The organism is Clostridium sp. TJA020, from assembly GCF_058310295.1.
Window position 1 is genome coordinate 198,515 of the sequence record NZ_JBZEFC010000003.1, and the last position, 26,817, is coordinate 225,331.

General features: G+C 26.1%; 19 protein-coding genes, 2 riboswitches and 1 other annotated feature (1 of these 22 running past the window's edge). Of the genes, 2 read left to right on the top strand and 17 right to left on the bottom strand.

The features are described 5' to 3' along the window. Nucleotides 1-126: a binding site (T-box leader), on the bottom strand; it reaches 115 nt to the left of the window's first position. Between the two features lie 93 nt (nt 127-219). The 10 genes from AC4FQ1_RS06955 to AC4FQ1_RS07000 all read right to left on the bottom strand — a co-directional run bounded on the left by AC4FQ1_RS06955 (nt 220) and on the right by AC4FQ1_RS07000 (nt 10,924). Next, the gene (locus AC4FQ1_RS06955) at nt 220-426 is read right to left on the bottom strand and encodes a hypothetical protein (protein WP_303130562.1); all 207 of its coding nucleotides are present in this window, start codon (nt 424-426) and stop codon (nt 220-222) included. A 222-nt stretch (nt 427-648) separates the two neighbouring features. Then, nucleotides 649-840, bottom strand: a complete 192-nt coding sequence (locus AC4FQ1_RS06960; protein WP_491147912.1) for a hypothetical protein — start codon at nt 838-840, stop codon at nt 649-651. A 154-nt stretch (nt 841-994) separates the two neighbouring features. Beyond that, complete coding sequence (locus tag AC4FQ1_RS06965) at nt 995-1,771, bottom strand: hypothetical protein (RefSeq protein ID WP_491169310.1); 777 nt, start codon at nt 1,769-1,771, stop codon at nt 995-997. Nucleotides 1,772-1,970: 199 nt separating this feature from the next. Beyond that, the gene (locus AC4FQ1_RS06970) at nt 1,971-2,546 is read right to left on the bottom strand and encodes a xanthine phosphoribosyltransferase (RefSeq protein ID WP_303130556.1); all 576 of its coding nucleotides are present in this window, start codon (nt 2,544-2,546) and stop codon (nt 1,971-1,973) included. Between the two features lie 68 nt (nt 2,547-2,614). Continuing rightward, the gene (locus tag AC4FQ1_RS06975; protein ID WP_491169311.1) at nt 2,615-3,946 is read right to left on the bottom strand and encodes a uracil-xanthine permease family protein; all 1,332 of its coding nucleotides are present in this window, start codon (nt 3,944-3,946) and stop codon (nt 2,615-2,617) included. A 188-nt stretch (nt 3,947-4,134) separates the two neighbouring features. Next, nucleotides 4,135-4,236: riboswitch (purine riboswitch) on the bottom strand. 152 nt (nt 4,237-4,388) lie between these two features. Further along, nucleotides 4,389-6,671 (bottom strand): xanthine dehydrogenase family protein molybdopterin-binding subunit, encoded by a 2,283-nt coding sequence (locus AC4FQ1_RS06980; protein ID WP_303130554.1) that lies wholly within the window; start codon nt 6,669-6,671, stop codon nt 4,389-4,391. 3 nt (nt 6,672-6,674) lie between these two features. Then, entirely contained in the window at nt 6,675-7,133 is a 459-nt protein-coding gene (locus AC4FQ1_RS06985; protein WP_303130553.1) for a (2Fe-2S)-binding protein, read from the bottom strand. Then, a complete protein-coding gene (locus AC4FQ1_RS06990) occupies nt 7,123-7,923 on the bottom strand; it encodes an FAD binding domain-containing protein (RefSeq protein WP_491169312.1) in 801 nt (266 codons plus the stop codon). The genes AC4FQ1_RS06985 and AC4FQ1_RS06990 overlap by 11 nt, the downstream gene beginning before the upstream one ends. 123 nt (nt 7,924-8,046) lie before the next feature. Continuing rightward, entirely contained in the window at nt 8,047-9,390 is a 1,344-nt protein-coding gene (locus AC4FQ1_RS06995; protein ID WP_491169313.1) for a uracil-xanthine permease family protein, read from the bottom strand. 112 nt (nt 9,391-9,502) lie between these two features. Beyond that, a riboswitch (purine riboswitch) is annotated at nt 9,503-9,604 on the bottom strand. A gap of 81 nt (nt 9,605-9,685) precedes the next feature. Beyond that, nucleotides 9,686-10,924 (bottom strand): MFS transporter, encoded by a 1,239-nt coding sequence (locus tag AC4FQ1_RS07000; RefSeq protein WP_491169314.1) that lies wholly within the window; start codon nt 10,922-10,924, stop codon nt 9,686-9,688. Nucleotides 10,925-11,231: 307 nt separating this feature from the next. On the opposite strand from AC4FQ1_RS07000, the gene AC4FQ1_RS07005 reads away from it, so the two are divergent. Next, nucleotides 11,232-12,710 carry a C69 family dipeptidase gene (locus tag AC4FQ1_RS07005; RefSeq protein ID WP_491169315.1) on the top strand — a complete coding sequence of 493 codons (1,479 nt, stop codon included), beginning with the start codon at nt 11,232-11,234 and terminating at the stop codon, nt 12,708-12,710. Nucleotides 12,711-12,898: 188 nt separating this feature from the next. On the opposite strand, the gene AC4FQ1_RS07010 is transcribed toward AC4FQ1_RS07005, so the two are convergent. Continuing rightward, nucleotides 12,899-14,251 carry a uracil-xanthine permease family protein gene (locus AC4FQ1_RS07010; protein ID WP_491169316.1) on the bottom strand — a complete coding sequence of 451 codons (1,353 nt, stop codon included), beginning with the start codon at nt 14,249-14,251 and terminating at the stop codon, nt 12,899-12,901. A gap of 206 nt (nt 14,252-14,457) precedes the next feature. Between AC4FQ1_RS07010 and AC4FQ1_RS07015 the strand changes: the two genes are divergently transcribed. After that, on the top strand, nt 14,458-17,433 hold the full coding sequence (locus tag AC4FQ1_RS07015; RefSeq protein WP_491169317.1) for a DEAD/DEAH box helicase: 2,976 nt from the start codon (nt 14,458-14,460) through the stop codon (nt 17,431-17,433). A gap of 44 nt (nt 17,434-17,477) precedes the next feature. On the opposite strand, the gene mutT is transcribed toward AC4FQ1_RS07015, so the two are convergent. From mutT to AC4FQ1_RS07045, 6 genes are all read right to left on the bottom strand, one after another. Beyond that, nucleotides 17,478-17,861 carry an 8-oxo-dGTP diphosphatase MutT gene (gene mutT, locus AC4FQ1_RS07020; protein WP_491169318.1) on the bottom strand — a complete coding sequence of 128 codons (384 nt, stop codon included), beginning with the start codon at nt 17,859-17,861 and terminating at the stop codon, nt 17,478-17,480. A 57-nt stretch (nt 17,862-17,918) separates the two neighbouring features. After that, the gene (locus AC4FQ1_RS07025; protein WP_491169319.1) at nt 17,919-18,572 is read right to left on the bottom strand and encodes a hypothetical protein; all 654 of its coding nucleotides are present in this window, start codon (nt 18,570-18,572) and stop codon (nt 17,919-17,921) included. A gap of 190 nt (nt 18,573-18,762) precedes the next feature. Continuing rightward, nucleotides 18,763-20,517, bottom strand: a complete 1,755-nt coding sequence (locus AC4FQ1_RS07030; RefSeq protein WP_491169320.1) for a hypothetical protein — start codon at nt 20,515-20,517, stop codon at nt 18,763-18,765. Further along, nucleotides 20,489-23,047 carry a DUF8727 domain-containing protein gene (locus tag AC4FQ1_RS07035; RefSeq protein ID WP_491169321.1) on the bottom strand — a complete coding sequence of 853 codons (2,559 nt, stop codon included), beginning with the start codon at nt 23,045-23,047 and terminating at the stop codon, nt 20,489-20,491. Before AC4FQ1_RS07035 ends, AC4FQ1_RS07030 begins: the two co-directional genes overlap by 29 nt. A 209-nt stretch (nt 23,048-23,256) precedes the next feature. Next, a complete protein-coding gene (locus tag AC4FQ1_RS07040; RefSeq protein ID WP_491169322.1) occupies nt 23,257-24,042 on the bottom strand; it encodes a glycyl-radical enzyme activating protein in 786 nt (261 codons plus the stop codon). Nucleotides 24,043-24,060: 18 nt separating this feature from the next. Next, complete coding sequence (locus tag AC4FQ1_RS07045; RefSeq protein ID WP_303129869.1) at nt 24,061-26,571, bottom strand: glycyl radical protein; 2,511 nt, start codon at nt 26,569-26,571, stop codon at nt 24,061-24,063. Nucleotides 26,572-26,817: the final 246 nt, after the last annotated feature.

The window sequence follows — 26,817 nt, forward strand, 5'->3', positions numbered from 1 at the left end:
TACTAAATAATTCGACCTTTAAGCTCCGAGGGGCACTTCAATAATACTCCTTACAGGTTATCTCAGCAAACTAACCATTCTCTGTAGTAACTTATATTATCTACTTTCCATCTTCAACGCATTTAAATTCCGTTTTTAATTGATTTTATGATATATTATTTTTTTTAGCATGTCAATAATTAATTCCGACTAATTTGATAAAAATAGTTTGTAAAATTACTAGAAAGATTCTGCACATTTAATAACTCCTTGCATAAATCCTGTTGCAAAATCAATTACAGCTGGAGTAATAACGCCTATTTCAACTAAAATAATTCCTAACTTTTGAACTAATGTTAACTTATTAAATTTGCTCTTAAATCCAACTAATAACATTATTCCCCCTATAACCGCTACAGCAGGTAAAAAATATAGAATAATATCCATAGTATAAGCCCCCTTTTATTTTCAAATAATCTTTTGTATAAATTTACATAAATAATTAACAACCTTATTTTGAAATTTTATAATATTCAAATAAGTTTATAATAATCTCTTTATTTTATAATAATCTTATATTTTATACCTTTCAATAATTTTACATATTTGTTAACATAAATATAAATTTATAACTTAACATGCCTAAATTAATAAAAGGAGGTTTTGGTTTTATCTTTGTATGTTATTAGACTTTCTATTTAACCAATTATAATACTTATCTTCACATTCTGGTGAATAGAAATTATGATTATTACACCAATAATCCATGTAATAAGTATCTCTATTACATATACTGCATTTATTATTCTCCATACCATATATTGAATTGTATCTTACTAAATCCCCTGAACTTAATTTCATAAAATTCCCTCCGTATAATATAATTATTTATCTTTATATATATATTATATAAATTTTTTGCATTATTATTCATATTATACCTTATTTTATTAATTTTTATACAGTTATTTTTGAATAAATTTTATAATTTTATTTTTATAGAAATTATCTATAGCTAATAACCGTTTAAAAAGTATTTATATATCCAAAACTTTTTTGTATATATTTTTTTATTATATTTTTCTTTATTATTATTAAACTGTTTATTTTTTGTTTCTACTTTTAAGACGACATCAGACGTTTTAAATTTATATACCCTATTAATGTTATAGTCAGTTTCTTTAAGGCAAAAAAACTCCCTTTTATTAAAATCTAATTTTTTATTATTAACATCTATGTTTATTTTCTTTTTCCTTATATAACATTTATTAATTTCATCTATATTTTCTTTATAATTTTCTTCATACTCTTTTTTACTATCTTTTTCATAACCTCTTTCTTCATCTTCTTCGTCATAATCTTTATCAGCTTCTAAAGTTAATTCGATATTACTTTTATCTAAATTATCTTCGATAACTTTCTCTTTACATACTCCATTATTTTCTTCAGAAATATTATCTAATCTTTTTAAATCATAATACCCTTCTCCAATAGTATAAAAAGTATAGTTTCCTTCTTCTTTTACAAGCTTACATTCTAAAATATTAAGCTTTATTAACTTTTTAAGCCTTGCTCTAATCATTTCCTTACTTGATATATTAAGTATAGGTAAGCACTCTATTATAAGTTTTGTCTTTATCCAAAAATAGTCTTTTCCATCTATATTTCTATATACTAATTTTCCACTTTTAATAAAATTAACTATGAAATCTATTATCATAATATCTTTTATATCAAGATTTTTATTAAGTAATTTTTCTTGTGAATATCCCATAATAAATTTTCTCATCATACTTACCCCTCTCAATAAAAATATCTCTAATATGTATATATGCAGTTTTATAAAAATAAAAAAAGACTAAGCATAAAAACTTAGTCATAAATTTATAATGAAAAAATATAAATTAAAACAAAAAGATAACTAAAAATTTTTAGTTATCTTTTTAATAATTATAAATTTATTATTTTATAAAACTTTTAAATTAATGATATTAATCTTCTTTGAATTCAATTAAGTTTTCTCCAAGTTTTGAGATACGAGCTAATGAATATACATCATATCCCTTTTCATCTAACATTTTTCTTCCTGGTTGGAATGATTTTTCTATTACTATTCCTATTCCAGCTACTTTAGCTCCAGCTTCCTCAACTAATCTTATAGCTCCAAGAGCTGCTTCACCATTTGCTAAGAAATCATCTATTATTAATATTTTATCATTTTCATTTATGTACTTTTTAGATAATGTTAACTCATAGTCTGATCCTTTTGTGAAAGAATGTACTGTTGTTTGATATACTTCACCATTTAAAATTTTTGAAGTTTGTTTTTTTAATGTAACCATTGGTAAATCCATTTGCATTGCAGTCATTACTGTTGGTGCTATTCCTGAACTTTCTATTGTAAATATTTTAGTTATTCCGTGATTTTTAAAATATTCCTTAAAATATGTTCCTACTTGATACATTAGCTTTGGGTCTACTCCATGATTTAAAAATGAATCAACCTTTAATACAGTATCGCTTAATGCTCTTCCATCTTTTAATATACGTTCTTTTAAAATTTCCATTATACTTATCTCCCCTATCTATAAATTAATCATCTTTTATGTTCATTAATATTTTTCTAAATTTTCTTCTAATCTATAACTTCTTTATTTTTGCTTTTATCTTTTAATACTATATTAAGTATTAGTGCAACTATTGTTCCCGTAGAAATTCCTGATGAAAATATCATTTTTAATGATTCTGGTAACTGACTTATAACCTCTGGTCTAAAAGTAACTCCAAGACCTAATCCCATTGATATTGCAATTATAAGTAAATTACGTTCTGTAAGTTTAACATTACTTAATGTTCTAATTCCAGCTGCCGCAACTGTTCCAAACATCATAATTCCAACTCCACCTAAAACCGGACTTGGTATTGCAGTAATTATTGCAGAAATCTTTGGTAAAAATCCTAATATAACTAATAATATACCTGCCATAACAGCAACATGACGGCTAGCAACTTTAGTTAATGATATAATTCCTATATTTTGTGTAAATGATGTATTAGGACATGAGCCTAAAAATCCACCAAGTGCACTACCTACACCATCTGCTAATACTCCACCTGCAACTCTTTTATCATCTCCAGATATGTTAGAAGTTTCTTCTATTGCTTTTATACAACCAACTGTTCCGATTGTTGCTACAAAATAAGCTGGAATAAATGCTATTACTGACTTTATGTCAAATGTAACTCCAAACTCTAATATTCTTGGGAATGAAAAAAATCTTGCTTCTTTTATTGCTGTAAAATCAACTAATCCCATTGGAATACAAACAATATATCCAATTACTATACCAATTAATATAGATGCACTACTAATTATTCCTTTTCCGTAATTATTTAATATAAGTGTAATTACTAAAACAAACATTGCTATTAAAACATTTTTTAAACTACCATAATCTGATGCACCTACACCACCTGCTGCCCAATCTATTGAAACTGGAAGAAGTGTTAATCCAATTAATGTTACAACTGTACCTGTAACAAGAGGTGGGAAAAACTTCATCAAAGGCTTTATAAAAAAACTTAATATAATTTCAAATAAAGATCCTAAAATTGTTGCTCCTATTATTCCTGGAAGTCCAAGTACTGAGCCTACTGAAATTGCTGGTGATACGAAAGTAAAATCTGTTCCCATAATACATGCCACTCTAGAACCAACTTTACCTATTCCTCTAGCCTGTATTATTGTTGCTAGACCTGATGCTAATATTGATGCACTAATTAATGCAGTAGTTGTTTTTGTATCAAAGCCAAGTGCTGTTGATATTACAAGTGGAACTACTATTATTCCACCAAATGCTGCAAATATATGTTGAAATCCAAATAATATTTTTTTAAATAATCCTAAGTTATCATCAACACCATAAATTAAGTTAACTTCAGTAGCATTTGTACTCTCTTTTTTCATTCCTTCATCTCCTTATTGTTTATAATGTTATTTATTGTCATTTGTAATATTACGTATATTTATATAGAAAACTAAATTGAACTCAAATAAAAAAAGTGTACTTTAATTTTATTGACTATAATAGAAGTTATACTTATAAAAAAACAGCACCTCTCAAAAGCTGAGGTGCTGTCCTTAGATACAATATCATACCTTGTACAACTCCTCGTAGTCCACTAGTTTACGGCTAGTAGGTAGAAACTTCCGGTCCATATTACCGATTATATACGAGTCCGTTTTTTATTATATACGTAGTATTATAACACGAAAACTTATTTTATCAATAGTTTGAATTTATTTCATTTTCTCTTTTATACCTAATATTTCTATTATTTTTTCTAATCTTAATATTTTAATTAATTCTTTTTATAATTTTATTTTGTATAAAGATATTAAAAAATTTTTATAATTTATTTTTCATCATCCCCATAACTATTTTCTCTGCTGTTATAGGAAGTGTTCTTACATTTACTTTAGTTGCATTATAAACAGCATGAGCTATTGCAGGTGATGGTGTGTTTATAACAATTTCTCCAATTGATTTTGCTCCAAAAGGCCCACTTTCCTCAAAACTGCTTTCAAATTCAACTCTTATATTTCCTACATCTAATCTACTTGGAATTTTATATTGCATAAATGAATTATTCATCATTTGACCTTTTTTATTGTATTTTATATCTTCATATAAAGCCATTCCTATCCCTTGAACTATTCCACCTTCTGTTTGAACTCTTGCAAGATTTGGATTTATTATAGTTCCACAGTCAACTACTGCAACATAATCAATTATATCCACATTTCCTGTTAACTTATCCACTTCTGTTTCCACAATTCCAACCATAAAAGGTGGAGGAGAAACTTCTGAATAATGTGATTCACTTGCACTTATTGCTTTACTTCCACCAACTAAACTTCTATTTGCTAAATCTTTAAGTAATATTTCTTTTTCATCTATTAATGAAAAAATTCTTTCTCCATCAAACTCAAGATTTTCAACATTACAATTTAATAATTTTGAAGCTTCTAAAAGCATATTTTTCTTTAAACTTTCACAAGTTTTAACAACAGCCATTCCTGTAAGATAAGTTGTACTTGATGCATAAGAACCTGTGTCATAAGGAGATTGATCAGTATCAACACCATGAACTACAATATTATCAATGTTACAATCTAAACACTCTGCTGCCATTTGAGATAATATTGTATCACATCCAGTTCCCATATCAGATGCCCCAATCATTAAAGTATAAAATCCATCATCATTTAATTTAATTTCAACTGAAGCAGTATCAATTAATGATATTCCAGAACCCTGCATAGCCATTGCTACTCCAACAGATCTTACTTTTCCATTTCCAACATCTCTACATGGGTATTTATTATCCCAATCAATCATCTCTTTAGCTCTTTGTAAGCATTTATCCAAAGTACAACTATTTGCCTTTTCTCCATAATAAGCTGGCATAATATCTCCTTCTTTAACCATATTCATTTGCCTTAACTTAATAGGATCAATATTTAACTTAGCTGCAAGTTCATTTATTGCAGATTCTAATGCAAAAATACCTTGAGTTGCTCCATATCCTCTATAAGCACCTGCTCCCATTGTATTTGAATAAACTACATCATAATTAAATTTGTATGCATTTGGAGTGCTATAAAGTGGCATTGACTTATGGGCTGATAGTCCAACAGTTGTAGGGCCATGCTCCCCATAAGCTCCAGCATTTGATAATGTATATATATCAATTGCTTTAATTATTCCATTGTGGTCAGCACCTAAACGAACCTTTATTTCCATCTCATGTCTTGGACTTCCATTAGTCATACTTTCTTCTCTTGTAAATATCATTTTTGCTGGTTTTCCAGTCTTTAATGTAACTATTGCAGGGAAAACTTCTGAAACAACACTTTGCTTTGCTCCAAAACCTCCACCTATTCTTGGTTTAACAACTCTTATTTTTGATTTTGGAATATTTAATGCATTTGCCAATATACGTCTTACATGAAAAGGTACTTGAGTTGAACTTGTTATATTTAGTCTTCCGTAAGTATCAAGTTCTGTAAATGTTCTAAATGTCTCCATCATAGCTTGATTATTTGCTTTAGTGTGATAAGTTTGTTCTATTATATGGCTACATTTACTAAATTCTTCTTCTACATTACCATGTTCAAATCCACCTGTTGAGCAGATATTTCTTTTATTATCAGCTCCAACATCACATAATGTTTTAAAATTTTCTTCTGGATGAACTAAAATATTATTGTCTTTAGCTTCTCTAAAATCTAATATTGCATCTAAAACTTCATACTTAACTTTAATAAGTTTTATAGCTTTATCAACAGACTTTTCATTAGTTCCAGCAACAATAGCAACGGGGTCTCCACAACATCTAAGTCTCTTATCCAAAATTAGCCTATCGTATGGACTTGGTTCAGGATAAGATTGTCCAGCCATTGTAAATCTTGAATTTGGAACATCTTTATAAGTTAAAATACATTCAATACCTGGAATCTTGCTTGCTATATCTGTATTAATATCTTCAATTAAAGCATGAGGATGAGGACTTCTAAGAAGTTTTACAACAAGTGCATTAGCTGGAAGTAAATCTTCAGTATATACTGGTTTACCAGTTAATAATGCCATAGCATCTTTTTTTCTTATTCCTTTATTTACATACTTCATTTATTAGTCCTCCTTTAATGAATTTAAATATTTTTTAACAGCTCTAAGTTGTCCCATATATCCAGTACAACGACAAAGGTTTCCAGAAAGATAATTTTTTATTTCATCTTCAGTTGGATTATTAAGTTCTCTTTTCATAGCTATTACATTCATAACAAATCCCGGACTACAAAATCCACATTGCTCTGCTCCTTCATCTGCCATAAAGGCACCAAATTCTTCTGCTTCTTCTTTTAAACCTTCAATAGTTGTAACATGAAGTCCATTTGCTCTAACGGCAAGAGTTGAACATGATAATATTGGCTTTCCTTCTAAATGTACAGTACATAATCCGCAATTTGAAGTTTCGCATCCTCTCTTTACACTAAAAAATCCCTTACTTCTTATAAAATCAATTAATAAAGTATCTTCTAATATGTCATCTTCAAAAATCTTATTGTTAATCCACATTTTAATCTTCATAGTTACCTCCAGTAATTTCACATATTCCTCTCTCTACAAGAACACTTGCTAATATTGCTCTATACTCTTTACTACCTCTCATATTGCTTTCAAATTTCATTTCTTTAGAATTTCTATCAAGTAATAATTTTATTTCTTCTTTAGTTGGTATTTCACTTAAAATTTCATCACTATTTTTAATAAAATCTGCTCTCTTAGGTGTTGCACCTAATACAATTTGCCACTTACCATTAAACCTTGATGCACAGCAAGTAAGTATTGGAATATCTGTTGCACTTAATCTTTGTGTTAAATATGAAACCTTTCTATTATCTTTTTTTATTATAATTCTCACTAATATATCATTATCATAAGGCATGTCCTTATACACACTTAAAGGTATAATTCCTCCTTTAAATAACTCAACATATGTATCTAAAGCTAAAAGAGATGTAAGTATATCTGAAAACCCAAACCTTGAATATATACTTCCACCAATAGTTGCTACATTACGAAACTGAACGCCAACTATATTCATTAAGCTTTTTGCTATAACTCCATCAAAATATGAATTTAATGAAGCATTCACTTCTAAATCTCTTAAAGTACACATACACCCTATATTAAAAGCATCTTCAGTTTCTTCAATTTTATTAAGTCCAAGTTTTGATAAATCTATAGCTGTTTGTATATTACGTTCTCCCATTTTAAGCCAGGCTGTTCCGCCTAAAACAACATTATTCTTTTTTTGATTTAACTCATAAGCTTCTTCTAAACTTTGTGCTACTACATAATTTTTAATAGTAAACATAAACAAATTCCCTCCGCAAAAAATCAATAAAACTCTTAATATATTAAATTTAATTAATAATGTCTCAAAACAATCTAAAATCTATATTTAAGTAAATATTTATAAAAAAATAAGCAAATAATTTTAACTTACACTATTAATTTGTAAATCTTTTTCTTTTATAACTTCATCTTCACTTTTTTTCTTTGGCAAAATTAAATTTACAACTGTTGCTATAACAAAAACCATAACTATACTATTATGAGCAAAAACTTGTGTTACCCATTCTGGAAGTTTTGATAAAACTTCTGGAACATATCCAATTCCAACACCAATCCCAAGTGCTAAGGCCGCAATTAAACTATTTCTTTCATCTAAGCCTTCTCTCATTAATGATTGAATTCCACTAATTAAAATCATTGAAAACATAATAACAGCTGCTCCACCTAAAACTGATTGAGGCATAACAGAAAATAAAGCACTAAGCTTTGGAATAAATCCTGATAATATTAAAAATACTGCACCTGTCATAATTACAAATTTATTTACTACTTTAGTTACTGCAACAAGCCCTGCATTTTGTCCAAAAGCTGTATTTGGAAGAACACCAAACATTGATGCTATACCACTTGCTACCCCATCTGCAATAACTCCTCCTGATAACTCATTATCTTTTGGATCTCTATTTAACCCACCAACAGTTATTGCTGAAATATTTCCAATAGTTTCAACTGCTGTTGCTACATACATAATACTCATTGAAATAATTGCATCTATCTTAAATTGAAATCCTGTTACAAAAGGCTTTGGCATACTAATCCAAGCTGCTTCTTTAATAGCAGTAAAATCTACCATTCCTAAAAATATAGACAAAATATAACCAACTACAATCCCAATTAATATAGATGAAACATTTAAGAAACCTTTTTTACATTGTTTTAATGCAATAATTACTAATACAACTACAGTTGCAACAATTAAATTTTTTGGTGAACCAAATTCATCAGAACCCGAACCTCCACCAAAATATTTAATTCCAACTGGAAGTAATGAAAGACCTATAGAAATAATAACAAGGCTTGTTACTATTGGAGGAAACAACTTTTTAAGAGGTTTTATAAAAAATCCTAATATAATTTCTAAAATTGCTCCAATTAATGATGCTCCCATAATTGCATCATATCCATATGTTAACCCAATAACCTTTTCTGTTCCTATAAATCCAGAGCTTGTACCCATAACTATTGGAAGTCCACTTCCCACTCTAAATTTTGGATATAATTGAATTAATGTTGCAATACCTGATATAAACATTGCATTTTGTATTAATATAGATTTAGTCCCTATATCAATATTTAATAACCCACAAATAATAATAAGTGGTGAAACATTTCCTAAAAACATTGCAAGAACATGTTGAATACCAAGAGGAACTGCTTCCTTTAAATGTACCCTTCCTTCTAATTCATAAATACTTCCTTTTTTCATTCTGTTTTCCCCCTCAATTCTCTAGAAGTTTATCTAATAATCAAAAAAACAGCACCTCATCCGTCCATGAGGTGCTGCTTTTTTGGTGTATACATTTTATTTTTATCGTGTATATACTATAAGGAGCCCTCGTAGTCTGCTGTTTTACGGTTAGCAGGTAGAAACTTTCGGACCATATTACCGATTATATACGAGATTTTTTATTTTACATACGTATTATAACACGAATTTTATATTTTTCAAGTTTTTTATTGTTCGTAATTTTAATTAATATAATTAAATTTTTATTGAAATATTATTTATTTTTATTGCAATTATTATTTGTTATACAAGCTTTTTTACATAATAATAAATAAATTATAGACACTAATACTGAGACAATTAAAACTCCAATAAATAAAAAATTTTTATTAAAGTTATATATAAACGCTGATACAATAGGGCTTACTGCATATCCAGTAGCTTCAGATGCTCCAACAAATCCAAAAACTATTCCTTTTATATTTTCATTTTCTCCAAATTCTGAAAGCAAACTTTGAAGAGATGCATTTAAAAAAGTAGCACCTAAAAAATATATTATTATAATCACTGTAAACATAGGTATATTTCTAAATATTGATAGGCCTAGAAGTGATAAATTCATAACTATAAAAGAAATAAATAATTGTCTTTTATTACCTATTTTATCACTTGTATAACCACCTATTGGAGCTCCAAAACCAAATATAAATAAATATATTGATATAATCATAGATGTATATCCCAAAGATGCTCCAAGTACATCTTGACCATAGAAAGGAAATATTGATACTACACACCCATATATAAAATCACCTAAAAAAGCTATAACCCCTAAAAGTAAGATTTTACATCCTAATTTATGTTCTTTTATATCTTTTACTATTGTTTTTATTCTATTTAAAAACTTTAATGATTTATCTTTTTTCTCTTTAGCACTTTCTGATTTTTTTATTTTAAATATAGTAAATATTAAAGTTAATAAAATCCCTATTGAAGAAATATAAAATACTAAATTATAATTATTAAACTTTGCAATTATAAATCCAGCAATTGCAGCTCCAATACCTCCTCCAAGAGTAAAAACTGAAGATGCAAATCCTGTACACTCTCCCCTTCTCTTTTCATCTAAAGACCTTGATAATACTGAAAATGTAGCAGGTGCTGCCATACCTAAAATTCCTCCTTGAATAACATAAGTAAAACAAGCTATGAAATTATTAGGTGCTATAGTATAAGCAAATGGAACAAAAGTCATTAATCCTAAAGCTATCATTAAAAGCAATTTATCTCCTATTACATCTGATACTAATCCAAAAGGAATTTGAGCTAATGCTTTACTAACTCCGTAAAGTGACATAAATATTCCTATAACTACTGTGCTAACTCCTATTGAATCAAAATACAAAGGTATAATTGGAATCATGGAGCTATAACTAATACCAAAAATAAATCTTAAAATACAAAACTGTCTTAATTCCCTTTTCTGAAATAAAACACTATTTTTTATTCCCATATTTAAACTTCCATTTCATTAGTTAAATAAGACTTAAATTCACTTTTTAAATTACTATTCATAATATTTAATCTCCTCTGAATTTAATTATTTTTGGTAATTATTATTTAATTTAGTATTTCTCATTTAATATTTAATAATTCATAATAAAAATAATTATTATATTTTTTTATATTAATTATTAAATTTATTAATAATATTATCTTTACGTTAACTTTGTAAAAAGCATCTATATTTAATTGAATTTTTAAATCTAACCTTCTAAAATTTAAAAGGAAAACGTATACAAAAGATAAGGAGTGATTTTATGTCATTAAGAAAGTTAATTAAGTATTCTTGCTTTACTTTAGCGGCATACTTAGCTATTGTTACCAATGCTTTTGCTTGTACTACAGTAGTCGTTGGTAAATCTGCTACTACTGATGGTTCAACAATTATAGCACGTAATGAAGATGCTAAAACAGCTTGGACTAAAAGGTTTGTTGTACATCCCAAAAAAACTACACATAAAGTAGAAACTTATAAATCAAAAGGAAATGGATTTACATATAAGCTTCCAAAAACAAGCTATAAATATACTGCTACTCCTGAATGGACAAAAAAAGATGGGGAATTTGAAGAAGCAGGAATTAATGAACATGGAGTTGCAATGAGTGCAACAGAAAGTGCAACTGCAAATGATAAAGCACTTAAAGCTGATCCATTAGTAAAAAACGGAATCGGTGAAGATTCAATGGTTACTGTTGTTTTACCATACATAAAAAATGCAAGAGATGGAGTTGAAAGACTTGGAAAAATAGTTGAAAAGAAAGGCTCTGCTGAAGTTAATGGAGTAATTTTTTCTGATAAAAATGAAGTTTGGTACATGGAAATAGGTTCTGGACATCATTGGGTTGCAACTAGAGTACCTGATTCAAAATATGCAGTAATTCCAAACAAATTATGTATTGATAAAATTGATTTAAAAGATACTAAAAATTATATGGGTTCAAAAGATTTAGTTAAGTTTGCTAAAGAAAAAAACTTATATAATCCAAAAAAAGATAAATATTTTAGTTTCAAAAAAGCTTTTGGAACAGAAAGTGAAGAAGACGCTAAATATAATAATCCAAGAATGTGGGATGGACAAAGAATTTTAACACCTTCTTTAAAACAAAATATAACAAGTAAAAATTTTAAAATGTTTTTGAAACCAGATAAAAAAATATCTGTATCTGATGTTAGTACAGTTTTAAAATCTCACTTTAACGGAACTCCATATGACCCTTATGGAGATTACAAAGGAAAATACAGACCTATAAACGTTGCTTTTACAATGGAATCTCATATATTACAATGTAGACCAAATCTTCCAAGTGATATAGGATGTATACATTGGATATCTCTTGGAGTACCTGAAACAAGTGTATTTGTACCTTTCTATTCAGGAATAAATCAAACACCAAAACAATACAGAGAAGGAACAGACACACCTGATACAAATTCAGCTTACTGGACTTATAGAACAACTGGTGCTTTAACTACACCTTACTATAATGATTATATGAAGAAATATACTAAACCTCAATTAGATGCTATTCAAGATAAATTAAATAATTCTTTAAAAGCTAGTGACAAAGAAGCTCTTAAACTTTATAAGAGAAGTCACAAAAAGGCTGAAAACTATATGACTGAACACTGTAAAGATATTTCTAATTATTCATTGAAACAAGTTAGAAAATTAAATGGTGATTTATTAAAAGCAACAACTTCACAAACACCAGTACATCATAATAGTAATTTATAAAATAAATTTTTAACTTATTAAATATAACTACTCAAAATAAAAACACCTAATAAGATTTATAATTCTTATAGGTGTTTTTTATCTTAATAATAACTTTTATGCTTCATCTTTAAAATACTTTTATTTAATGTAAACTTATTAAATTAATTTTTAAATAACCTTATAACTCTAATTAGTTTAATTATAATTTACCTCTTTTTACCTTCATTTAATACTTTATTATTTAGTTCCTTAGGTAATATTAAATTAAGTATAGTTGCAGTTACAAATCCACCTACTATAGCTTGACTGAACATATTTTGAAACCATTGTGGTAGATGTTGCATAACTTCTGGACATCCACTAAGACCAAGTCCAACAGCACAAGATGCAGCAACGATTAATCCTGTTCTTTCTGAAATCTTTCCATCTTCCATTAAAAGATTAAGTCCACTAATACTAATCATTGCAAACATTAATATTACTGCGCCACCTAAAACACAATTTGGTATAGATGCAACTATTGCACCAAGCTTTGGCACAAATGCACATAAAATTAAAAATACTGCACCAGTCATTAGAACAAATCTATTAACTATTTTTGTTATTGCAATTAAACCAACATTTTGGCTAAAAGATGTATTAGGCATTACACCAAAAAGAGTTGCAAATGCACTACCAAAACCATCAGCATGAACAGCACCTTGAAGCTCTTTATCTGTAATATCTCTTCCAAGACCACCAATTGCAATTCCTGTATTATCTCCAATAGTCTCAACAGTAGTAGCTAAATATACTAATATAAATGGAATAATAGCTTCAATATGAAAACTATATTCTAATCCTTCAATCATAAAAATAGGCTTTGGTATAGCAAACCATGCTGCTTCTTTAACTGGAGTAAAATCTACCATACCTAAACAAATAGTTATAATATAACCTACAGCAATACCAATTAATATTGCTGAAATACTTAAAAATCCTTTTGAGAATTGTTTCAATATAATTATTACTAAAAATACAGTAAGGGCTATTGATATATTTCTAATAGAACCAAAACTTGGATCTCCTTGAGTTCCAACTCCTCCACCAACAAATTGTATTCCTACATTAATTAATGAAATACCAAGAATTAATACAACAGTACCAGTAACTGCATGAGGTAATATTTTTCTTAAAGGTTTAATTATAAATCCTAGTAAAAATTCCATTATAGCACCAATTAAGGATGCACCCATAATTGCTCCGTAACCAAATTGACTTCCAACCCCTAAGCTAACTGGTATAAAACCTGAACTTGTTCCCATTACAACTGGTAATCCAGAACCTATCTTCCAAACTGGATAAAGTTGAATTAATGTTATAAGACCTGCAACAAACATTGCATTTTGTAGTAACGTTACCTTAGTTCCTACATCCATATTAAGAGCACCTGAAACAACTAAGAGAGGTGCTAAGTTACCTGCATACATTGCAAGAACATGTTGCATACCAAGTGGAATAGCATCAAATAATGGTACTCTTCCCTCTAATTGATACATATTTTCCTTCTTAATGTTCAAAATGAAAACTCCTTTATAAATTAATATTATCCTTACTTATTAATATTAGAAAACGTTTAACTTTATTCTAAGTTTTAAATTATAACTTTTTCTTTTATTTATATCTTTGAAATAATAAACATCCATATTATTACTTAATATCTAATACTTTCATTAATAATGCTATAATATAAATGCAAATATATTTTATTAAATGAGAGGTAAATATGAGTACAAAAACTTTTGTAGATAATAATTTAAACAGTCTTACCTTTAAGACAATTGCTATAGATAATAATGATAATTCCTCAATAAAAAATGAACTTATAAGTGCTACAAATACAGCATTAATAAATCATCATACAAATTCAAATTTAGCTTTAGTTCCAAAATTAATAGTGAATGATTATTCAAAAGGAAGTAAAGTTTTAAATGAAATAATATCTGAACTTAATAAATGCACCGAATTTTTCATATCTGTTGCTTTTATTACAAGTAGTGGTATAACTCCACTTTTAGAAACTTTAAAACTATTATGTGAAAAAGGTGTTAAAGGTAAAATTTTAACTACTGATTACTTAAATTTTAGTGAACCTAAAGCATTAAGAAAACTATTAGAATTTTCTAATTTAGAAGTTAAATTATACACAAAAGAAAATTTTCATACAAAAGGCTATATGTTTAAACATAATGATCACTATAAAATAATTATAGGAAGTTCAAATCTAACTCAAACAGCACTTACTAAAAATAAAGAATGGAATTTGAAAATATCCTCTCTTGAAAATGGAGCTTTAACATTAAGTGTTATTAATGAATTTAATACCCTTTGGAATGAAGCATCCCCTTTAGATTTAGATTGGATAGAAACTTATGAAGATATTTATAAAAAACAAAAAGAATTTACTAAAAAAACTAAAATTCCAACACTTAAACAGTACAAGCTTAAACCAAACAAAATGCAAGTATCTGCTATACAAAACTTAAATAAACTTAGAGAAAACGGTGCAAATAAAGCTCTTTTAATTTCATCAACTGGTACTGGTAAAACTTATCTTTCAGCTTTTGAACTTAGAAATTATAATGCTAAGAAAGCTTTATTTGTGGTTCACAGAGAACAACTTGCAAGTCAAGCTTTGAATAGTTTTAAAAATGTATTTGGTGATACAAAAACTATGGGAATACTATCAGGAAATACCAAAGATTTTAATAAAGAAATAATTTTTTCTACTGTTCAAACCCTTTCTAAAGATTATATTTTAGAAAAATTTAAACAAAACGAATTTGACTATATTATAATTGATGAAGTTCATCGAGCAGGTGCTATTAGTTATCAAAAGTTTATAAATTACTTTAAACCAAAATTTCTACTTGGTATGACTGCTACTCCTGAAAGAAATGATGACTTTGATATTTTTAAAATATTTGATTATAACATTGCCTATGAAATACGCCTTAAACAAGCTTTAGAAGAAGATTTGCTTTGTCCATTTCATTACTTTGGAATATCAGATATTTCTGTAAATGGCGTTGAACTTAATGAAAACTCTGATTTTAATTTATTAACATCTAAAGAAAGAGTTAATCATATAATTGATAAAATCAACTTCTATGGATATTCAGGTGATAGAGTTAAAGGATTAATCTTTTGTAGCAATAAAAATGAAGCACATGAGCTTTCTAATATGTTTAATGAACGTGGATTTAATACATTAGCTTTAACATCTGATAATAGTCAAAAAGAAAGGGAAAATGCAATAAACCTTTTAGAAAAAGATTCAAAAGAAAACTCATTAGATTATATTTTTACAGTCGATATATTCAATGAAGGCGTTGATATACCTTCTATTAACCAAGTTATTATGCTAAGACCAACTAAATCTTCAATAATTTTTGTTCAACAACTAGGTAGAGGTCTTAGAAAAGATAATTCAAAAGAATATGTAGTTATATTAGACTTCATAGGTAACTATAATAATAATTTTTTAATTCCAATTGCCTTATCTGGTGATAACTCTTTTAACAAAGATAATATTAGAAAATATGTAACAGAGGGTAATAGAATAATTCCTGGCTGTTCTACTATAAATTTTGATACTATTTCTAAAAAAAGAATATTTGAATCTATTGATAATGCTAATTTTAATGATATAAAGCTTATTAAAGAAAATTATAAATCATTAAAAATGATGCTTGGTAAAATTCCAAGCTTAATTGATTTTGATAAGTATAATTCTATTGACCCATTAAGAATATTTGATAATAAAAATTTAGGTTCTTATTATAAATTTTTAAATAAGTACGAAAAATCATATGAAATCAAACTAAACAAAACAGAAGAATTATTCATTGAATTCATTTCAAAAAAATTAGCTTCTGGAAAGAGAATTCATGAACTTTTACTTATTAAAATTGCTCTACAAAATATTAATGAAACTAATTTAATTAGTAGATTAAAGATTGAACTAAAAAAAGATTATAATATAAATTTTAAAACGACAACTGAAACTAATATTGTAAATATACTTACTAATAAATTTTTAACTGGCTCTAGTAAAAACACTTATAAAGATTGTATTTTTTTAGAAAAATCAAATTCTGATTACAGATTATCAGATAAATTTAAAACATGCCTTAAAAATAATAATTTTAAGTTTATTGTTCAAGAATTAGTCTATTTTGGTATGAATAGATATAATAAGTTATATAGCAATAGGTATATGGATACAAATTTACAATTATATCAAAAATATACTTACGAAGATGTTTGTAGGTTACTTGAATGGGAAAAAAGCGAAGTTGCACTTAATATAGGAGGATATAAATTTGATAAAATCACAAAAACCTATCCTGTATTTATAAACTACAATAAACCTATTGATATTTCGGATACAATTAATTACGAAGATAGATTTATATCACCATCACAACTAATCGCTATATCAAAATCAGGAAGAACAAAAAAATCTGATGATATAGTAACTGCTTATAATTCCGAATTACTTGGTGTTTCTATTAGCTTATTTGTTAGAAAAAATAAAGATGATAAAATATCAAAAGAATTTTACTTTCTTGGCTATATAAAAACTTTTGGAGAACCATTAGAATTTAAAATGAATAATACAACCAAAACAGCAGTTGAAATTAATTATAATCTTACCACTCCAGTAAGAGATGATATTTATGATTATTTAACATCATAAAAAAAAGCTAATTACTATATTAAAAGTAGTAATTAGCTTTTTTATTATAACTTTTTCAAATCATTAACAACTAAAATATCTGCTGGAATCCACTTTTGATTCTCTAATTCATTAAAAGAAATCCATTTTGCATCATTATGAGCATTTAATGCAAGTTCTCCACCTATTATTTCACATATAAAACAATGCATTGTTAAATGAAAATTTGGATAATCATATTCTATTGTAGATAAGAAATCTTTTATATTTATATCAAGCTCTAATTCTTCTTGTATTTCACGCTTTAATGCCTCTTCTCTTGTTTCTCCACTTTCTATTTTACCACCTGGAAATTCCCACATGTCTATAAATTCTCCATATCCCCTACGTGTTATGAATATTTTATCTTCCTTTTTTATCACAGCTGCTACTACTTCTATTTTTTTCATATGTAACTCCTTCCGTCCTATTTATCTAAAATATTATACATTATTTAATGTATAATTTCATATTTTTAAGTTACTATTACTAAAAATATTTCTTAACTTAAGTAAATCTCCTTTAGGATTATCCCATTGATGTCTTGAAGGATGAGGTACATATAAAATCTCTCTTCCGTCTAAAATTAATTCTTCCTTTATTTTATTAAAATAACTTTCTGCAAACTTTCCACAAACTATTATTTTAGTTCTATTATCTGAATTTATATTATTAAATCTAACTTTAAAATCTTTCAAAAGCTTTTCTTCTATAAGATTAGCTTCATTATCTCTATGCTTTGATAAAGTTTTATAACCACTTCTTATAAGCTTACATACTCCATTTAATAATGACTTATATTTATTATCCAAAATATTTATTTCTTGAAGTGGCACTTTTGATATATTTATAATTGAAATATCCTTATTAAGATTAAATTTAACATACCTTCCAAAGCTTTCATTAATAGAAATCCCCATAAACTTTCCCATATCAATACCACTTTTTCCTGCAACAGGATATCTATTCTTTACTTCATCATTATGAGGAGATTCTAAAATAAAAATATATTTACTAATACTTTCTTTAAAAATTATATCAGAAACAATATATCTTTTATCTTCATAATATTCATTAAATAAATCTACATAGTTTATCTCATTATTTTTTTCTATAGACATAAATAACATCTCCAATGCAAAAATTCTTCTTTCACCTTACTTATTATTAATTATATATCAAAAAGCTAGAAATTAATTTTATAATAAAATATAAATACCTCTTAATCCTATATGTCTTTTATATTTTTATAAATAAAAAAGTTAAGTAAATTACTTCACTTAACTTTTTAAATTGAATTAAATATTAATTTCATTCTATAATATTATATGATATATTGTTTATATATTCAAAATAATTCTTTACTGTTTTATCATGATTACTAGGTAACATTTTTATAATATTAACTTTTGGTAATACATTGTTATTCTTTTCATCAATACTCCATATATCCTTCTTATTTCCTTCTAATGAAAACAGCCCCAAATTAAATATTGGAATACTAATTTTATTATTATCAAATAAATCAATAAAATATTTATAGCACATTTCCTTTAAATAATATCTTTGAACATTTTCTAATGTTGAAAATTTAGAATCGTAAATTGAGTATATATATTTACCATTAGATATATTAATATATTTTATAATAAAATCAGGAATATAATACCCTCTACTTCTTCTATTTAATGTAATAATATTATTACAATAATTATAAGTTATTTTACTCTGATATAAAATATAAATTTCTATATTATTCTTCTTTAAAGTAAATGTTCTTTCACTATTTTTATTTATTATTCCACTATCCTTTTTGCTAATTTCATACCCGAATTCCATATATATTTTTATTATATTAATCAAACAATAACATTCAAACATTCTATCTAGTGTTGCTATAGACATTAAATATTGATATGATTTAATATCGAATTCACTAAACTCTAAAAACTCATTTATCAATGAAAAACTTTCTCTATAGTGTGCAATTTGTCTAAAAGTATCTGTAAATTTCGGCTTCACTATTAAATTATTTAATTTAATATTAAATAATTTACAATATCTATTATAAATTTTATCTAACTTTTTTTTAATAGAATTTACCCTTTCTTTTATTTGTGCATTTTTTTCATTAATATATTTTTCTAATACTTTATCAACATTTATATATCCCTTTTCTATCTCAAAATTATTTTTTAACCTCTTATAATCATCAAATTCATCTATAACTTGATAGATTTGTAATATTTTTTTTCTTAATATTTCAATAAATGAAAGAATAACTTGATTTTCATAACAATCATATGATATAGTATTTTTTTCTGCTAATATACTTGTTACTTTATAATTAATATTCCTATACTTTATATTAGAATCATAATTAGTAATATCTAAATATTTAGGATTCTCATATATCCATCTAAAACTCCTATTGCTTATATTTTTGGCATGTCTTATATTAGCTATAGTATCTTCTCTAATTATTTTACTTTTACAATTTTGTTTGAAGTTTTTATATCTATTTCCAAAAAAATTTATCGTTTTCTCACACAATTGTAATATTAATTCAATATTAATTTTTTTATTTTTAATCGATTCAACAGATATATTATTTGAAAATATGTCTACTATTAATTCGCTATCAAAACTTACAATATTATCTATCATAATTTTAATAAAAGTTTCAGATATTTTATTAGTAGCAACGCAAAAAAAATCACTACTATAATATATACTATCTCCTTGCCTCTGAATTAATACAGTTATATTGCTCCAACCATATAAACACTTAAATAGATTTGAATATTCGACTTTTATTGTAGACTCACCGTAATAACTTAATTTTTCCTGATTATCACCTATTATTAAAAACACACTTTCACAATTTTCCGGAATATTTCTTAAAGTACATTTATAAAATTTATCTTCATAAAAAGTTATATTTTCCAATAAATTATCTTTATTAAAAATTAATTTATTATTTTTCTTTAAAACTATTTGAGAAATTAATCCATTAAACTCTATATCTAAAAATATACTATCTGGCAAAGAATTGATAATACTCATATTCATCCTCTCCTATTATTAACATTTTTTCAATAATTGCCATACATCTATTCAATCCAGCACTTTCAAAATTTTCTTTAAGTGATTTTAACATATTACAATATTCTTCACCATGACCTCTTAACATAGGTAGTATTTTTTGAGATATCGCATAATCTAAAGGTAAATATGATCCATTATCAACATCCATATATTTTTGAGCTACTGAACAATAATTTATTATAGCTTTTTTACTTCTTTGACTTACATATATTTTATTTTCTCTAAGTATTCTTAATACAACAATAAGTTCATTTTGTAAATGTTCTCTTAATTCTTCTGTTGGAGTTCCAAAAAACTTTTTTATATCTTCATATGATATAAGTTCATTTAATGTCTCTAAATCCTCTTCACTTACATGATCATTGATATTATTATCTATATCATCTATACTGTCATTTGTGTCCATAAGAATTACCCATGCTCTATCTAAAAAACGATCTGATAATGTTTCTGTTGTATGATCATAATTTATTGTAGCTAAAAATCTAACTCCTTCAGTAAGTAAATACTTATTTTCTCCACCTAATTCTATAGCAGCTCTTCTATAATCATCAGTCAACTGCATAAAATTTGACCAATAATGCTCAATAGGACTCATATTAGCTTCATCTAATAATACTATATATAAATTATTTATATTTAAATTTTTTTCATTATTTACAGTATTTAAAAATTTGTACATATCATAATTCGTCTTTTCTATCTCTTGAGTAATTGGATTATAATATCCAATTAAATCTTTTGGAGATGTCCATCCTCTTTCAACTGAAATATTTGCAAATCTATCTGGATATGCACCAAAACATTTTGAAATTATTTTACATATTGAAGTTTTACCAACTCCTGGTTCTCCTGCGAAAACAGTAATAAAATTTTGAGAAATACTTATTAGTAAATTTATTATATCTTCTTCACTAAATTCTCTACCTGCCTTTTCTAATTTTTCTTTAAAAATATTTTTTATATCCTTTGCGTCCTTAATTCTTTTAATTTTAGGTATAACATAATTTTTATTATCATCTAAACTTACCTTTTTGTAGAAAACGTTATCAAAAGTTTCTTTTATTTTTTTATCTTTAATATAATGAGCTAATGCAAAATCAGTTTCATTTTGAACCTTTATCAATTCATCTTTAACCTTATTTATATCATTTTTTAATTCATCTTTTCTTCTGTCATAATAAGCAACCTCTTCTTTAACTTTTTTTAAATTTTCATAAGTTTCTAATTCATCTTTCAAATATTGTATAGACTCAAATATTTTATCTAATTCAATCTTTTTTTTATTATAAGTACCTTTTATTTCATCTATTTGTTTTTTATAAGATCCAATTTCCTTTTTAGCTATTTCATCTTTTTTCATATTTAAATTTTGTAATTCTATATTTTTCTTATTTATTTCATTATCCAAATCATCTAATTCTTCAAGATATTTACTTTCAAATTCAATATATTTTGTGTTTTTCTTAGCTATATCTTCAATTATATTATTATTTCTTTCTATATAATTTTCAATATAATTTTTCCATTCTTTACTTTGAGTAAATTCAGCTCTTATAATTGACTGAAATTCTATATCTTCAACTAATTTATCTGAAATTTTACTTAACCTTTTTAATTTACTATCTTTAAAATCAATATTTTCACAGTTAGGTATACATTTTTTTATTATTTTTATTTTATCATTCGTTATTTTATATTCATCTCTATTTTTAACAATCTTTTTAAATAAATTTACTAATGTATCATTATCTATAAAATCTATAATTTCATCTTCTTCTATAAGATCTAAATCTTTTTTACTATAAATAAAGTTTCTTTTTTTATAAAATATATTAACATCTTTTATTATATTATATAAATTTTTAAGTTTATATTTTTTTATACTATTTTTAGGTAAAACATTAGAACAAGATGTTATATTAATCCTTTGTTTAGCTATAATTTCATTATCATCAACATTTCCTACAACTGAATATTCAAATGGACCATATACATAATCTCCTATAATTAACATAATTCTTTTATTCAATGGCAAATTTTCTAATTTTATATATCTTTCATTTGATTCTATTAGTTCCTCTATACTATTTATAGACTTATCCTCAAAAATTTCGATAATATCATCTTGATTTAAATCTTTAACTGGATTATATTTAGCAAGTCCAAATTTACATGATCCTGAGGTATCTTCATCATATGATGGAATTATTGAATTCATATCTACATCAACTTTTACCATTCTCCCGTTATATCTATTTAATATTTTAGGAATATGTTGCCATATACCATAATTTTTTTTATTATCATTACCATAATTAGCAATATAAAGAACTTGTCCGTTATTAGGGAATAAGCTTTGTTTATCTTCTTCTTTTATCTTTTTTATACTTCCATTTTCTTGAACCTCATATTCAGGAATTAAATTAAAAATCTCTGAACTTTCACTGCTATTTTCTAATTTTTTTACAATTGCAATAACTTTCATATATAATCTCTCCTTTGTAAAATAAAACTACTATATTAATATTATTTTATATTATTAAGGATATTTTTTCTATATTATATATTTATTTCTATAATTTTATATTATAATTTAATTTAACTGATTATTTATTTCGAAAATTGTTATAATAAACGTTCCTATAGATTAAATAATTAAAACGCTTAGAGTGAATACTCTAAGCGTTTTAATTATTATCCTCCAATTTGTCCTTCAAGTCCTTCTTCTAGTACAACTTCTAACAGCATATTCATATACTCATTACTTAAAATATCAATATCTTCCATAATATATTTACGATTAAGTCCAGTATATTTATCTTGTCCCATACGATGATAAGGCAAAAGATGAAGTTTTCTTACTCCATTTAACTGCTTTGCAAACTTTGCTATTTCTCTTATTTCTTCTTTTGTATGATTAAAGGTTGGAATTACTGGGACTCTTATAATTAAATTAGAATGAGACTTTGCAATTATATTTGCATTTTCTAAAATAATTTTATTATCTCGCCCTGTAAACTTCTTATGTTTTTCTCCATTAATATGCTTTATATCCATTAAAACAGTGTCTACTTCTTCAACAATATCTTTAACAATCGCTTTATCAACACCTGCTGTTGTTTCTATAGCTGTTGATATTCCAATTTCCTTGCAACTATGAAGCAATGCTTTTGAAAATAATCTTTGACACATACATTCTCCTCCTGATAAAGTTACACCTCCACCAGAACGCTTATAATATGGTCTATCTTGTTCTATTTTTTCTAAAACTTCTCTTACAGTTACATCTTGTCCAATAGTTTTAACTTTACCATTTACAATCATCTTTTCTACTTCAAAATTTTGTGATTCTGGATTGCAACACCACTGACACCTAAATATACATCCTTTTAAAAATACTATTGTTCTAATTCCTGGACCATCATGCATTGAAAATTTTTGTATATCAAATATTCTTCCCTTAACATCTAAATAATTCATATTAAAGCATTCCATATACTAAAATCCATTTTGTTCTGTACGATTAATAATATCATCTTGTAATGACTTAGATAAAGATGTAAAAAGAGCACTATATCCAGCAACACGAACAACTAAACTTTTATATTTTTCAGGATATTTTTGAGCTTCTAGTAATGTTTCTCTGCTAACTACATTAAATTGTATATGACTACCTTTTTGATCAAAGTATCCTCTAATAAAATTAATAAAAGCTTCAATTCCAGTTCTTCCCGCTAAAACTGATGGGTGAAATTTTTGATTAAATAATGTTCCATTTGATGCAATTCCATGATCTAATCTAGCTACTGAATTTGCCGCTGCTGTTGGTCCTAAAACATCTTTTCCTGCTGACGGTGAAACTCCATCAGCTACTGGAGTATAAGCTAATCTTCCATCTGGTGTTGCCCCTGTTTGTGCTCCTAGTGGAACATTTGCAGATACAGGATAAAGTCCTGCTTGATATTTACCACCTCTAGGATTTTTATATTCTTGTAATGGCTTAGTATATACGTAAGCTACATCTCTAGCAAAGGCATCAACTTCCTTAATATCATTTCCAAACTTAGGTACATCATTAATTAAATTGAGTAATTTTTCATAATTTTTATTTTGAACTTTAGAAATTGATTTTGTTATTTCTTTGATTGTTTCTATATTTATTTCTTTATTTTCACTTGCTAATTTTTCTATAACTTTTTTTGTTATAGTTTCAATACTTTCCTTTGATAATCCTTGTCCATAATTATTTATAAGAGCTTCTTTATATTCTTTTAAAGTTACTTTCTTTTCATCAAAAACTAATTTCTTAATTGCATACAATGAATCAGCCATATTTGCAACTCCAAAACCTTGTGGTCCTGTAAAGTTATATACAGCTCCACCCTCTTGAACTGATTTTCCTCTTTTTATACAATCATCAACCATACTAGATAAATAAGGAAGAGGACATCTTTCCATATGAGCTACATCTATTGAATTATCTGCATTAACTAATAATTCAATACAATATTTCATTTGTTTTTTATAAGCATCATAAAAATCCTCAAAAGTTTTCATATCATTAATATCGCCTGTTTCAATACCAACTAACTCACCATCAAAATATCCATTACTAAAAACTAATTCTAATGGCTTACACATATTGAAAAATGCTGCATCGTGCCATCCATCTGTTTTACCTGATTTTTGTGGTTCAACACATCCTATTATGTTGTAATCTCTAGCATCTTCTAATGTAAGCCCCCTATTAAGTAATGATGGAATAATAACTTCATCATTATAATAAGCTGGAAGCCCTATACCTGTACGTGTTAACTTAGCTGCTTTAATTAAAAACTGATGTGGAGTTCCATTCCAAACTCTAATTGATAAAGATGGTTGAGGTAACATTACATGCATTGATGCCTCAATACACATATAAGATAATTCATTTGTTACATCTAAACCATTTGCATCTTGTCCACCAGCTATTAAATTTTGAAATAATCCATATCCTGCAAAACCTTCTGCTGATGCCTCATCTCTTACTTTATTTAAATCATTTAATTTAACCCATATACAATCCATTAATTCTTGAGCAAATTCCTTAGTAATTTTTCCTGATTCAATATCTGCCTTATAATACGGATACATATACTGATCAAATCTTCCTGGTGATATAGAATGTCCACTTGATTCTACTTGCAGTAACATTTGTACAAACCAAAAAGATTGGCAAGCTTCATAAAAACTTGTTGCTCCCTTTGCTGGAACTCTCTCACAATTTGATGCAATATTTAAAAGTTCTTCTCTTCTAACAGCATCATTACAGTTTTTTGCCATATAACGTGCCATATTTGCATAACGATTTGCATATTCTATTACAGCTTTTAAAGATTCAATAACTGCCCTTAAAAAATTACTCTTTTTAGCATAATCCATATCTGCTACATTGCAATTTTCTAGTTCTTCTTCTACTTCTCTTATAATTCCTTCATATCCTATTTCTAAAACTTTTTCATATTTTACAGTAACATGTCCAACACCATTATAATAATAATTTCCTGGAGTAAATATATTGTGATTTATAGCATTAATTGTTTCCTCTGCCATATAAGAAGTTGCTAATTCACTTGTTGTTTTTCCCTTCCAATACTTGTATACATCCCTTAATATAGCTTTATTTTCTTCTGATATATAAAAAGGATCTGCACTTCTAAATTGAACTGTATCAAATTCTTTTTCAAGCCACTCATAAGAAAACTCTGGAAATACCTGACAACTTCTTGGAGCTATTGTTGCACTTCCAACTATTAATTCATCATTCCTAATAATTATAGGAATATTTTTTAATATGTGAGAAAATGCCTTAGACCTCCTTACTATAATAGGTTCTCCTTCTGTCATTTTATACGATTCTGTTAATAACCTAGCCCTATCTGATTCTATTTCAGGCATCTTTTTAAATAAATTATCTACAAGCCTAGTAATTCTTGAACTTTTCTTTATCTCATAAATTTCTTCCCCCATACTCGCCTCCCAAATATATTTAAATCTTTTATTTTCTTTTTTAATATTTTACAATTATATTTTATAACTATTTTTACATTTTTTCAATTTATTTACATTTATTTTTCTGTTATTTATTTTGTTTTATTGTTTTTATAAAAAAATATAATAATAAAATAGATAAGAATACAGAAGTCTTAAGTAATATTTTAAAATTAATAAATTCTAATGTACTAAAAATTTAAATATCAAAGGAACTAAAATATA